The following is a 12,236-nucleotide window of genomic DNA, read 5'->3' on the forward strand; positions in this document are numbered from 1 at the left end:
CGGTTGTCCCTCACTCCTTTCCCCACGGGCCAGGAGTCGCAACCTCTTGCGCGAGCATTCTGCGCAGGCATCCCAGGCAACGGGAACGTTCCGGTCCCAAAGATCCTTGTGACATTCCCAACTCTCCTGCGATTTCACGGTACGTAAGGTCCTTGGGCGACAGAAGTGCAGCCAGGAGGCGGGGGCAGCGCCCGGGGAGCCGGCGTACCGCCGCGTGGAGGACGCGGTACCGGTCGGCCACCAGCGCGCGCTGTTCGGGGCCGCGCTGGAGGTCGTCGGCGGGCTCGGTGGCGTAGGGCCGCTCGCGGCGGGCGGCGTACCGGGTGCGGTGGGCCTCGTCGCGGACGGCGGTGCGCAGCCAGGCGGCGGGGTCGGTGAGCGGCCTCTTCGCGTCCAGGTGTTCCAGCAGGCGGAGCCAGACGGCCTGTTCGAGGTCGCCGGGGTCGGCGGGGCCGCCGTGCGCCTCGGCCAGGGCCTCGGCGGCGAGCAGCGGACGCAGGGCGGTGACGAGGTCGGGCGGGAGCGTGGGGGTCATACCCGTGACGACGCGACCGTTTCGGTGGCGGGTTTCCGAAACGGCCGCGGCTCACCCCAACCGGGAGGTTCCCGTCATTCGTTGACAGAGCCGCCGACAGAGCCGCCGACAGAGCCGCCGCCGGAGCGGCCGGCGGTGAAGTCGGCGGCCGCCAGGAGCGCGGTGTCGGGGTTGTCGGAGAAGATCCCGTCGATACCGGTCGCGAAGTACGCCTTGAACGCGCCGAAGGCGTCGCCGTACGCGGCGGCGTCCGTGCCCTTCCTGAAGTCGGCGGGCAGGAAGGTGTTCTCGTTGCGCATCGTGTAGGGGTGCAGGATCAGGCCCTTGGCGTGGGCGTCGCGCACGAGCGTGGTGGGCTCCAGGAGCCTGCCGTCGGGGCCCTTGGGGATGATCAGGTCCAGCGTCGGGCCGATGCCCTTCGCGAAGGAGGCCATCCACTTCAAGCCCGCGGGCTTGATCAGGTCGGCGACGGTGCGCGGGTCGTTCGCCTCGACGAAGTCCCAGGGGCGCGAGCCGGCGCTCGACAGCAGGACGACGCCGGGCGTGTCGACGAGCTTGCGCAGCCGCTGGATGCTGCTCGGCTCGAAGGACTGCAGGAAGGTCGGGGAGTTCCGGCGGTGGCGGTGGTGGCGGCGCAGGAGCTTGGCGAGGGGTTCTTCGAGGCCGAGGCCGAGCTTGCGGAAGTAGGTGGGGTGCTTGGTCTCGATGTGCAGCCACACGCGGCGGCCGCGCTCGCGGCCCTCCTTGTCGGCCCAGCGCAGCACCTCGTCGAGGGTGGGGATCTCCCAGCGGCCGTCGTAGAGGGTGTTGCGCTGGCGGGTGCCGGGGATGCGCTCCTTGGCGCGCAGCGTCTTCAGCTCGGCGAGCGTGAAGTCCTCGGTGAACCAGCCGGTCAGCTTGGTGCCGTCGACGGTCTTCGTCGTCCTGCGGTCGGCGAACTCGGGGTGCGCGGCGACGTCCGTGGTCCCGGTGATGTCGTTCTCGTGACGGCATACGAGGTGGCCGTCCTTGGTGGGGACGACGTCCTGCTCGATGACGTGGGCGCCCATGTCGAGGGCGAGTTGGTAGGAGCCGAGCGTGTGCTCGGGCCGGTAGCCGCTCGCGCCGCGGTGGGCGATGACCGTCGGCACCGGCAGCTCCCCGCCGTGCCCGTGGCCGTGGCGCGCGTCGGCACCGGCCACGCCGGGCGCCCCCGCGACGGCCGCGCCCGCCCCGAGGACCGCGGCGCCCAGGACCGCGCGCCGGCCCGGGCTCGCCCCCAGTCGCCGCCGACCCGCCGCGTCGCCGTATTCGTCGTTCGCCATGGAGCGCTCCTCTTCCTGTCCTGCCGTGTGCCGCCTTGCACCTGACAAAGCGGCACTGATCGTAGGTGGCCGCGGGTGACGTACGGGAGTACCGGGGTCGAACGTACGGGTGACGCGTGGTGGCCGGCGGCCGGGCGGGGGCTGGGGCGCGCGGGTCCGGAGCGCGGCCGCGGCCGCGCTCCGGGCGGCCGGGCGGGCCGCGGAGACTTCCGGCCGTGTTCCGCCGGGGACGTGAGAAGCACCACTCGGACAAGCCGCGCAGTTCGCACCAGGGATACGGTCGTGCAGGCGGGGCACTCGCACAGCGGGGAGCGCACATCATCAGGTCAACTCCGCGTATCGGTCGTGTGAACCCGATGTGCGTTCACGGGCGAGCCGCGAGTATCGTCCTCACCTGCACAGACCTGCTGCCGAACCGTTGACTCCGGAGGACCTGTTGTCCCGTCTAGCGCTCCTGAAGGCAGTGCTCGGACCGTTCTTGCGCCTGATGTTCCGCCCGCGGGTCGAGGGCGCCGAGAACATCCCCGGAAGCGGTCCCGTCATCCTGGCCGGAAACCACCTCACGTTCATCGACTCGATGATCCTGCCCCTGGTCTGTGACCGGCCCGTCTACTTCATCGGCAAGGACGAGTACGTCACCGGCAAGGGGCTCAAGGGCCGCCTCATGGCGTGGTTCTTCACCGGCGTCGGCATGATCCCGGTGGACCGCGACGGCGGCCGGGGCGGCGTGGCCGCCCTGATGACCGGCAAGCGCGTCCTGGACGACGGCCAGATCTTCGGCATCTACCCGGAGGGCACCCGCTCCCCCGACGGCCGCCTGTACCGCGGCCGCACCGGCATCGCCCGGCTCACCCTGATGACCGGCGCGCCGGTGGTGCCGTTCGCGATGATCGGCACGGACAAGCTGCAGCCGGGCGGCAAGGGCCTGCCGCGGCCGGGCCGGGTGACGGTCCGCTTCGGCGAGGCGATGGAGTTCTCGCGCTACGACGGCATGGACCGGGACCGCTACGTGCTGCGCGCGGTGACGGACTCGGTGATGACGGAGGTCATGCGCCTGTCCGGCCAGGAGTACGTGGACATGTACGCCACCAAGGCGAAGGCGGCTTGAGCCGGGGCCGCGCACGGCGAAGGGCCGCACCCCTCGGGGGTGCGGCCCTTCGCCGTTGCCCGGCCGGGCGCCCGCCGCCGGGGCCGGACGGCGGCCGTTCCCGAGCCTGGTGCCGGGGCTACGGGTGCTCGACGCCGTCCTCCAGCTTCTGGCCCTTGAGCAGGAACCAGGCGGCGACCGCCGTGGCGAGGAGGACCGCCGCGCCGACGCCCGCGGCGACCCGCAGGCCGTCGACGAAGGCGTCCTGCGCCGCGGAGACGAGCGGTCCCGCGGTGTGCGCGGGCAGCCCGGCGCTCGCCTCGACCGCGCCGCCGAGGGACTCGTGCGCGGCCGCCGCGGCGTCGGCCGGGGTGCCCGCCGGGGCCGTGAAGTCGCGGTAGACGCCCGTGACGATGGAGCCGAGCAGGGCGATGCCGAGGGCCGCGCCCAGTTCGTACGCCGTCTCGGAGACCGCGGAGGCCGCGCCCGCCTGCTCCTTGGGCACGCTGGACAGGATCACGTCGGCGGTCACCGTGAAGGAGAACCCGGCGCCGACGCCGACCACCAGGAGGGCCGCGCCGAGCAGCGGGTAGCCGGTGTGCTGGCTCAGCGCGGTGAGCGCGGCCAGGGCGAGGCCCACCGCGGCGAGGCCGCCCGCGACGACCGAGCGCACCGAGAAGCGGCGCGCCACCACGCCGGCCAGCAGGCCCGCGGTCACCGCGCCGAGCGCGGCGGGCAGCTCGGCGAGGCCCGCCTCGAACGGCTGCCTGCCCTGGACCAGTTGCAGGAACTGGGACAGGAAGAAGACCAGGCCGGACAGGCCGAGGATGGTCAGCAGGTCAGCGAGGACGGCGGCGGAGAAGCCGCGGTTGCGGAACAGCCGCATGTCGAGCAGGGGCGCGGGGAGCGTGAGCTGCCGCCGGACGAACCAGGTGAGGGCCGCCGCGCCGAGGGCGCCCGCCACGAGCACGTCCCAGCGCGCCCCGTGGGCCGCCGCCTCCTTGACCGCGTACACCACGCCGATCATGCCGATGAGCGACAGGACGACGCTGACGAGGTCCCAGGGGCCGGGCGAGGGGTTCTTCGACTCGGGGAGCAGCTTCACGCCGACGAGGACGAGCACGGCCATCACGGGCAGGTTGATGAGGAAGACCGAGCCCCACCAGAAGTGTTCGAGCAGGAAGCCGCCGACGACCGGGCCGATCGCCGCGCCCGCCGAGGCCATCGCGCCCCAGACGCCGACGGCGATGCTGCGCTCGCGCGGGTCGTGGAAGATGTTCCGGATCAGCGCGAGCGTCGAGGGCATCAGCGTGGCGCCCGCGACGCCGAGCAGGGCCCGGGCCAGGATCATCAGCTCCGGGCTGGTCGCGTACGAGTTGAGCACGGACACCGCGCCGAACGCGACGGCTCCGGTGAGCAGGAGCTTCTTGCGGCCGATGCGGTCGCCGAGGCTGCCCATGGACACCAGCAGACCGGCGATGACGAACGAGTAGACGTCGCCGATCCACAGCAGTTGGGTGCCCGACGGCTTGAGGTCCTCGCTGATGTACGGCGTGGCGAGGCCGAGGACGGTGGCGTCCACGGCGACCAGGAGCACGGCGAGGACGAGCACGGCCAGGGCGAGCCACCGGCCGGGCGGCCGTGCCACCTCGGAGGGCCGGGTGCGCTGCGCTGTGCTGATCATGGTTCCTCTCTTCGTCGTGCTCCGCCGATGAGCAGTTCGGCGATCATGTGGCGGAAGTCGTTGGCCGCGACGCGGCCGTCCAGGACGGCCCAGGCCCCGGCGCTGATGAGGCCGTACAGCGCCTCGGTCAGCCAGACGGCGGTCAGGTCGATGCGGAACTCGCCGTCCCGCTGGCCGCGCCGGAACAGCGCGGTCATGCGGTCGTCGATCCGGGCCCAGCCCTCGTGCCGCGACTCGCCCTCGAACAGGGCGTTCTCCGTGACCAGGAACGCGAGCAGGCCGGCGGCCGGCTGGATCTCCCCGACCAGGCGGCGCAGCGCGTCGTGCGCGGTGCCCTCGTCCAGCCGCGCGTCGTCCAGCGCGGCGAGGCACTCCCGCAGGCCGAGGTCCTCCAGGGCGCGGACGAGCGCGTCCCGCCCGGCGAAGTGGCGGTGCAGGGTGGCGCGGCTGACGCCGGCGGCCTTCGCGACCTCGTCCATGGTCGCGGAGCCTTTGCGGGTGAGCAGGGCGGCGGCGCTGCGCAGCACCTGGTCGCGGTCGACTGACATGAGACAACCATAACCCGTATGAGACATTCCTGTCTCACGTGCGGCGTACGGGTACACGCACGCGTCCACGTACGGGTATACGCGTCGAAGGGGAAGCACGCGGTCGCGTGCTTCCCCTTCAACGTAGCTCCGTCCGGGTGCCGGGGCGCGGCGAGCGGTCCGCGCCCGGCTCGGCTACCGGTTGCGTGCCGTCGCCCACTCCCGCTGGCCCGCCAGGTCCGCCTTCACCTCGGCGAGCTGGGCGGCGACGGCCGAGGGGGCCGTGCCGCCGCGGCCGTCACGGGAGGCCAGGGCGCCGGGGACGTTCAGGACGGTGCGGACCTCGGGGGTCAGGTGCGGGGAGATCTTCGCGAACTGCTCGTCGGTGAGCTGGTCGAGCTCGATGCCCTGGGCCTCGCACTCCTTGACGCACGCCCCCGCGACCTCGTGCGCGACGCGGAACGGCACGCCCTGCTTGACCAGCCACTCGGCGATGTCCGTGGCGAGCGAGAAGCCCGCCGGGGCCAGCTCCGCCATGCGCTCGCGGTGCACGGTCAGCGTCGCCATCATGCCGGTGAAGGCGGGCAGCAGGACCTCTAGCTGGTCGCAGGAGTCGAAGACCGGCTCCTTGTCCTCCTGGAGGTCGCGGTTGTACGCGAGCGGCAGCGCCTTGAGGGTGGCCATGAGGCCGGTGAGGTTGCCGATGAGGCGGCCGGACTTGCCGCGCGCCAGCTCGGCGATGTCCGGGTTCTTCTTCTGCGGCATGATCGAGGAGCCGGTGGAGAAGGCGTCGTGGAGCGTGACGAAGGAGAACTCCTTCGTGTTCCAGATGATGACCTCCTCCGCGATCCGGGAGAGGTTCACGCCGATCATCGCGGTGATGAAGGCGAACTCGGCGGCGAAGTCCCGCGCGGCGGTGCCGTCGATGGAGTTGGCGGCCGAGCCGTGCTCGAAGCCGAGGTCCCGGGCGACCGCCTCCGGGTCGAGGCCGAGCGAGGAGCCCGCGAGCGCGCCGGAGCCGTAGGGCGACACGGCCGTGCGCTCGTCCCACTGCCGCAGCCGCTCGGCGTCCCGGGACAGGGACTGCGCATGGGCGAGGACGTGGTGCGCGAACAGCACCGGCTGGGCGTGCTGGAGGTGGGTGCGGCCGGGCATCGCGACGTCCGGGTGCGCCTCGGCCAGGCCGACCAGCGCCTCCTGGAGGTCGGTGAGCAGGCCGCCGATGATCCGGGCGTGGTCACGCAGGTACATCTTGAACAGCGTGGCGACCTGGTCGTTGCGGGACCGGCCGGCGCGCAGCTTGCCGCCGAGGTCCGGGCCGAGCCGCTCCAGCAGGCCCCGCTCCAGGGCGGTGTGCACGTCCTCGTCGGCGACGGTGCCGGTGAACGAGCCGTCGGCGACGTCGGCCTCCAGGCGGTCGAGCCCGGCGAGCATGCGCTCCAGCTCGTCGGCGGTGAGCAGCCCCGCCGTGTGCAGCACGCGCGCGTGGGCGCGGGAGCCCGCGATGTCGTACGGCGCGAGACGCCAGTCGAAGTGGACCGAGGCGGAGAGTCGCGCCAGCGCTTCCGCGGGGCCGTCGGCGAACCGGCCCCCCCAGAGGCGGACGTCGCCGGTGTTGCTGCTCACGTGCTGCTCCTCGTCAGGTGGTGGATGTACGTCCGCCTCCCCGCGCCGCGCGCTTCGGGGAGGCGGATCGTCACGCTACTGGGCAGGGCCTCAGGCCAGGTCCCGCTTGGCGGCGATCTTCGAGGACAGGGCGAAGATGTCGATGAAGCCCTGGGCCTTGGACTGGTCGAAGGTGTCGCCGGTGTCGTACGTCGCGAGGTTGAAGTCGTACAGCGCCTCCTCGGACCTCCGGCCGGTGACGACGGCCCGGCCGCCGTGCAGGGTCATCCGGATGTCGCCGCTGACGTGCTGGTTCGCCTCGTTGATGAAGCCGTCCAGGGCCCGCTTGAGCGGGGAGAACCACAGGCCGTCGTAGACCAGCTCGCCCCAGCGCTGCTCGACCTGCCGCTTGTACCGGGCCAGTTCGCGCTCGACGGTGACGTTCTCCAGCTCCTGGTGGGCGGTGATCAGCGCGATCGCACCGGGCGCCTCGTACACCTCGCGGGACTTGATGCCGACGAGCCGGTCCTCGACCATGTCGATCCGGCCGATGCCCTGGGCGCCCGCCCGCTCGTTGAGCTGCTGGATCGCCTGGAGGACGGTGACGGGGCGGCCGTCGAGGGCGACCGGGACGCCCTCCTTGAAGGTGATGACGACCTCGTCGGGCTCGCGCGGGGTCGCGGGGTTCGAGGTGTACTCGTAGACGTCCTCGATCGGCGCGTTCCAGATGTCCTCAAGGAAGCCCGTCTCGACGGCGCGCCCGAAGACGTTCTGGTCGATGGAGTACGGCGACTTCTTGGTGGTGGCGATCGGCAGGCCCTTGGCCTCGCAGAAGGCGATGGCCTTGTCCCGCGTCATCGCGTAGTCGCGTACGGGGGCGATGCACTTGAGGTCCGGGCCGAGCGCCTGGATGCCCGCCTCGAACCGCACCTGGTCGTTGCCCTTGCCGGTACAGCCGTGGGCGACCGTGCCCGCGCCGTGCTTCTTCGCGGCGGCGACCAGGTGCTTGACGATGGTGGGCCGGGACAGGGCGGAGACCAGCGGGTACCGGTCCATGTAGAGGGCGTTGGCCTTGATCGCCGGGAGGCAGTAGCCCTCGGCGAACTCGTCCTTGGCGTCCGCGACCTCGGCCTCGACGGCACCGCAGGCGAGCGCGCGCTTGCGGATGACGTCCAGGTCCTCGCCGCCCTGGCCGACGTCCACGGCGACGGCGATGACCTCGGCGCCCGTCTCCTCGGCGATCCAGCCGATGGCGACGGAGGTGTCCAGGCCGCCCGAGTAGGCGAGTACGACGCGCTCGGTCACGGGTTTCTCCTCACAGTGCATTCGCTCGCTCAGTGCATTCACTGACATGCATGAGTATGCAGGGTTCCGCATGAATCGTCAATCCGCTGCCCGAGTGACCGGGCCTCCGGCCGGTACAACCGCCGTACCGGCGGCCAGGATGCGGGGGCTGGCCTCTGGCCTTGGGCGGGGTCGATCGGCCTGGCGGCCTCGTCCTCAAACGCCGGACGGGCTGAAACGGCCGCGGCCGGTCCGCCTACTTCCCCGGGTTGCGGGTGGCGCGGCCGATCGGCCTCCGGCCGTGTCCTCAAACGCCGGACAGGCTGGAACTCCCCCGGACGGTCCGTGCACTCCCGCGGGTCGCCGGTGGGCTTCATCGGCCTGACGGCGTCGTCCTCAAACGCCGGACGGGCTGGAACTCCCCCGACCGGTCCGTGCACTTCCGCAGCTTGCCGTGGGCTTCATCGGCCTGACGGCCTCGTCCTCAAACGCCGGACGGGCTGGAATGGCTTCGGCCGAGCCGTGTGCTCACGTTGCGCCGGACGGACTGAGGGATGAAGCCCATACGGCGATGATGACGAGCCCGGAGGCCGACCGATCAGCGAACTCACCCGGCAGAACCAAGCCGACCAGCCAGGACAGATCCAGCCCGTCCGGCAATTGAGGACGAGGCCGCAGGCCGATCAGTGGACTCGCCCCGCAGAAACAAGCCGACCAGCCAGGGCAAATCCAGCCCGTGAGGACGAGGCCGGAGGCCGATGCGTGCACGGGCCGCCCGCAGACGCACACGGACGGGCCGGGAACACCCAGCCCGTCCGGCGATTGAGGACACGGCCGCAGGCCGGTCGGGGACGCGACCCGCGGAAGAAGATCGAAGGCCAGGGGGAATCCAGCCCGTCCGGCGATTGAGGACGAGGCCGGAGGCCGATGCGTCCACGGACAGCCCGCAGACGCACACGGACGGGCCGGGAACACCCAGCCCGTCCGGCGATTGAGGACACGGCCGCAGGCCCGTCGAGGACGCGACCCGCAGAAGAAAACCGAAGGCCAGGGGGAATCCAGCCCGTCCGGCGATTGAGGACGAGGCCGGAGGCCGGTCGGTGGAGTCGGCCTGGGGAAGAAGGACGAGGGGGGCGCAGCCCGGCCGGTGGTTGAGGGCTGGGTCGGGGGGGGCGGTCGTGCCCCGCCCGAGGCCAGAGGCCAGCCCTAGTGTTCGTTGGACGCCAACCGCAGCAAATGATCCGCCAGCGCCTGACCCCCCGTCGCGTCCCTGCTGATCAGCATCACCGTGTCGTCGCCCGCGATCGTGCCGAGGATGTCGTGCAGCTCGGCCTGGTCGATCGCGGAGGCGAGGAACTGGGCCGCGCCCGGCGGCGTACGCAGTACCACGAGGTTCGCCGAGGCCTCGGCGGAGATGAGCAGCTCGCCCGAGAGGCGCCGCATCCGCTCCTCCTTGGCGGACTCGCCCAGCGGGGCCCGCGGCGTGCGGAAGCCGCCCTCGCTCGGCACGGCGTAGATGAGGTCACCCTCGGCGTTGCGGATCTTGACGGCGTTCAGCTCGTCCAGGTCCCGGGAGAGGGTCGCCTGGGTGACGCTCAGGCCGTCGTCGGCGAGGAGCTTCGCAAGCTGGCTCTGCGAGCGGACGGGCTGCCGGTTGAGGATGTCGACGATCCGGCGGTGCCGTGCCGTACGGGTCTGCGGCACCGCGGGCCCGGCGGCGCTCTCCCCTCGCTCGTTGCGCTGCGCGTGGCTCATCGTCGTCTCATTCTCCGGATCGTCCGTCCCCGTTCGCCGCGGCCGCGGCCTGGTCCAGGACGCCGGGCAGCGCCTGGAGGAAGGCGTCCACCTCGGCGTCGCGCACGTTCAGCGGGGGCATGAGCCGTACGACATCCGGGGCGGGCGCGTTGACCAGGAAGCCGGCGTCCTGAGCCGCCCGCTGCACGTGCGCGGCCAGCGGCTCGGTGAGCACCATACCCAGCAGCAGGCCCGCGCCCCTGACATGGTCGACCAACCGGTGCCCGGCTGACTCGATTCCGTCCCGGAGCCGCTCGCCCGCCCGCTTGGTGTTCGCGAGCAGCCCCTCGGCCGCGATCGTGTCGAGCACGGCGAGCCCGGCGGCGCAGGCGACGGGGTTGCCGCCGAAGGTGGTGCCGTGGTGTCCGGGCCTGAGCAGCTCGGCGGCCGGGCCGAAGGCGACGGTCGCGCCGAGCGGCAGGCCGCCGCCGAGGCCCTTGGCGAGGGTGACGACGTCCGGCAGGACGTCCTCCTCGGCGAGGTGGGCGAACCAGTGGCCCGTACGGCCGATTCCGGTCTGCACCTCGTCGAGGACCAGCAGGGTGCCCGTGGCCCGGGTGATCTCGCGGGCCGCCTTCAGGTACCCGGCGGGCGGGACGACGACGCCGTTCTCGCCCTGCACGGGCTCGACGATCACGAAGGCGGTGTCCTCGGTGACCGCCGCGCGCAGCGCGTCCACGTCGCCGTACGGTACGTGCGTCACGTCCCCGGGCAGCGGCAGGAACGGCTGCTGCTTGCCGGGCTGGCCGGTCAGGGCGAGGGCACCCATGGTGCGGCCGTGGAAGCCGCCCCGGGTGGCGACCATGTGCGGGCGGCCGGTGAGCCGGCCGATCTTGAAGGCGCCCTCGTTGGCCTCGGCGCCGGAGTTGCAGAAGAAGACGCGGCCCTCGCGGCCGAAGTGCTGGAGCAGCCGCTCGGCGAGCGCGACGGGCGGCTCGGCGACGAAGAGGTTGGAGACGTGGGCGAGGGACGCGATCTGCCGGGAGACGGCCTCGACGACGGCGGGGTGGCCGTGGCCGAGCGCGGTCACCGCGATGCCGCCGACGAAGTCGACGTACGCGGTGCCGTCGGCGTCCCAGACCGTGCTGCCCTCGCCGCGCACCAGGGGCAGGCGCGGCGTGCCGTAGTTGTCCATGAGCGCGGCCTGCCAGCGCGCGGTCAGCGACGCGTTGGACGGGTCCTTGGCGGTGGGCGGGGTGGCGGGCGTCATGCCGGGGCTCCCTGGGTCGGTCCGTCGGGCACGACCATCGTGCCGACTCCTTCATCCGTGAAAATCTCGAGGAGGATCGCGTGCTGGACCCGGCCGTCGATGACGCGGGCGGTCTGGACGCCGTTGCGGACGGCGTGCAGGCAGCCCCGCATCTTCGGGACCATGCCGCTGGACAGCTCGGGCAGCAGTTTCTCCAGTTCGGCGGCGGTGAGGCGGCTGATGACCTCGTCGCTGCGGGGCCAGTCCTCGTAGAGGCCCTCGACGTCGGTGAGGACCATCAGCGTCTCGGCACCAAGCGCCGCAGCGAGTGCCGCAGCCGCCGTATCAGCATTGACGTTGTAGACATGCCCCTTGTCACCTTCGTCCTGGGAGCGGGCGATGGAGGAGACCACCGGGATGCGGCCGTCGGCGAGGAGGGCCTCGACGGCGCCGGTGTCGATCGCGGTGACCTCGCCGACCCGGCCGATGTCGACGGGCTCGCCGTCGATGAGCGGGCGGTGCCGGGTGGCGGTGATGGTGTGCGCGTCCTCGCCGGTCAGGCCGACGGCGAGCGGGCCGTGCTCGTTGAGCAGCCCGACCAGCTCGCGCTGGACCCGTCCGGCGAGGACCATGCGGACCACGTCCATGGCCTCGGGCGTGGTGACGCGCAGGCCCGCCTTGAACTCGCTGACCAGGCCCTGCCGGTCGAGCTGGGCACTGATCTGGGGGCCGCCGCCGTGCACCACGACGGGCTTGAGGCCCGCGTGGTGCAGGAAGACGACGTCCTGGGCGAAGGCCGCCTTCAGCTCGTCGTCCACCATGGCGTTGCCGCCGAACTTGATGACGACGGTCCTGCCGCGGTGCCGGGTGAGCCAGGGCAGGGCCTCGATGAGGATCTGTGCCTTGGGCAGAGCGGTGTGCTTGCGGGTGCTCATGGGCTGTTCAGGGTCCTTGGGTCCAAGGCGAGCGGGCGCGGGGCCGGGGCCCCGCGGCTCTAGGACGAGTAGGCGCTGTTCTCGTGGACGTAGTCGGCGGTGAGGTCGTTCGCCCAGATGACGGCGGACTCGGCGCCCGCGGCCAGGTCGGCGGTGATCCGTACCTCGCGGTAGCGCATGTCGACGAGGTCGCGGTCCTCGCCCACGGAGCCGTTCTTGCAGACCCAGACGCCGTTGATGGCGACGTTCAGGCGGTCGGGCTCGAAGGCGGCGGAGGTGGTGCCGATGGCGG

General features: G+C 72.2%; 11 protein-coding genes. 1 reads left to right on the forward strand and 10 read right to left on the reverse strand.

Translation table 11 applies throughout. The features are described from left to right. Nucleotides 1-10 precede the first annotated feature (10 nt). Nucleotides 11-535 (reverse strand): RNA polymerase sigma factor, encoded by a 525-nt coding sequence (locus IE330_RS27880; RefSeq protein ID WP_190138905.1) that lies wholly within the window; start codon nt 533-535, stop codon nt 11-13. Between the two features lie 74 nt (nt 536-609). Continuing rightward, on the reverse strand, nt 610-1,839 hold the full coding sequence (locus IE330_RS27885) for a glycerophosphodiester phosphodiesterase (RefSeq protein WP_190138906.1): 1,230 nt from the start codon (nt 1,837-1,839) through the stop codon (nt 610-612). 463 nt (nt 1,840-2,302) lie between these two features. Here IE330_RS27885 and IE330_RS27890 point away from each other — a divergent pair, with 463 nt between their 5' ends. Beyond that, the gene (locus IE330_RS27890; protein WP_229925980.1) at nt 2,303-2,947 is read left to right on the forward strand and encodes a lysophospholipid acyltransferase family protein; all 645 of its coding nucleotides are present in this window, start codon (nt 2,303-2,305) and stop codon (nt 2,945-2,947) included. 118 nt (nt 2,948-3,065) lie between these two features. On the opposite strand, the gene IE330_RS27895 is transcribed toward IE330_RS27890, so the two are convergent. The 8 genes from IE330_RS27895 to IE330_RS27930 all read right to left on the reverse strand — a co-directional run. Then, entirely contained in the window at nt 3,066-4,610 is a 1,545-nt protein-coding gene (locus IE330_RS27895) for an MFS transporter (RefSeq protein WP_190138908.1), read from the reverse strand. Next, nucleotides 4,607-5,158: a TetR/AcrR family transcriptional regulator gene (locus tag IE330_RS27900; protein WP_229925981.1), complete on the reverse strand. Its 552-nt coding sequence runs from the start codon at nt 5,156-5,158 to the stop codon at nt 4,607-4,609. The genes IE330_RS27895 and IE330_RS27900 overlap by 4 nt, the downstream gene beginning before the upstream one ends. Nucleotides 5,159-5,332: 174 nt before the next feature. After that, nucleotides 5,333-6,763 carry an argininosuccinate lyase gene (gene argH / locus IE330_RS27905; RefSeq protein WP_190138910.1) on the reverse strand — a complete coding sequence of 477 codons (1,431 nt, stop codon included), beginning with the start codon at nt 6,761-6,763 and terminating at the stop codon, nt 5,333-5,335. Between the two features lie 90 nt (nt 6,764-6,853). Continuing rightward, nucleotides 6,854-8,047: an argininosuccinate synthase gene (locus IE330_RS27910; protein ID WP_190138911.1), complete on the reverse strand. Its 1,194-nt coding sequence runs from the start codon at nt 8,045-8,047 to the stop codon at nt 6,854-6,856. Nucleotides 8,048-9,232: 1,185 nt separating this feature from the next. After that, nucleotides 9,233-9,781 (reverse strand): arginine repressor, encoded by a 549-nt coding sequence (locus IE330_RS27915; RefSeq protein WP_190138912.1) that lies wholly within the window; start codon nt 9,779-9,781, stop codon nt 9,233-9,235. Nucleotides 9,782-9,788: 7 nt separating this feature from the next. Beyond that, complete coding sequence (locus IE330_RS27920; RefSeq protein ID WP_190138913.1) at nt 9,789-11,030, reverse strand: acetylornithine transaminase; 1,242 nt, start codon at nt 11,028-11,030, stop codon at nt 9,789-9,791. Beyond that, a complete protein-coding gene (argB, locus tag IE330_RS27925) occupies nt 11,027-11,944 on the reverse strand; it encodes an acetylglutamate kinase (RefSeq protein ID WP_190138914.1) in 918 nt (305 codons plus the stop codon). The genes IE330_RS27920 and argB overlap by 4 nt, the downstream gene beginning before the upstream one ends. A 59-nt stretch (nt 11,945-12,003) precedes the next feature. Then, the coding region (locus tag IE330_RS27930; protein ID WP_190138915.1) for a bifunctional ornithine acetyltransferase/N-acetylglutamate synthase at nt 12,004-12,236 on the reverse strand (233 nt) is incomplete at its 5' end.

It is taken from the genome of Streptomyces longispororuber (assembly GCF_014656095.1).
GTDB classification, from domain to species: domain Bacteria; phylum Actinomycetota; class Actinomycetes; order Streptomycetales; family Streptomycetaceae; genus Streptomyces; species Streptomyces longispororuber.

Coding starts and splice junctions, on each gene's coding strand:
- IE330_RS27880 (WP_190138905.1), bottom strand. CDS start 535: ATGACCCCCACGCTCCCGCCCGACCTCGTCACCGCCCTGCGTCCGCTG.
- IE330_RS27885 (WP_190138906.1), bottom strand. CDS start 1,839: ATGGCGAACGACGAATACGGCGACGCGGCGGGTCGGCGGCGACTGGGG.
- IE330_RS27895 (WP_190138908.1), bottom strand. CDS start 4,610: ATGATCAGCACAGCGCAGCGCACCCGGCCCTCCGAGGTGGCACGGCCG.
- IE330_RS27900 (WP_229925981.1), bottom strand. CDS start 5,158: ATGTCAGTCGACCGCGACCAGGTGCTGCGCAGCGCCGCCGCCCTGCTC.
- IE330_RS27915 (WP_190138912.1), bottom strand. CDS start 9,781: ATGAGCCACGCGCAGCGCAACGAGCGAGGGGAGAGCGCCGCCGGGCCC.
- IE330_RS27920 (WP_190138913.1), bottom strand. CDS start 11,030: ATGACGCCCGCCACCCCGCCCACCGCCAAGGACCCGTCCAACGCGTCG.
- argB (WP_190138914.1), bottom strand. CDS start 11,944: ATGAGCACCCGCAAGCACACCGCTCTGCCCAAGGCACAGATCCTCATC.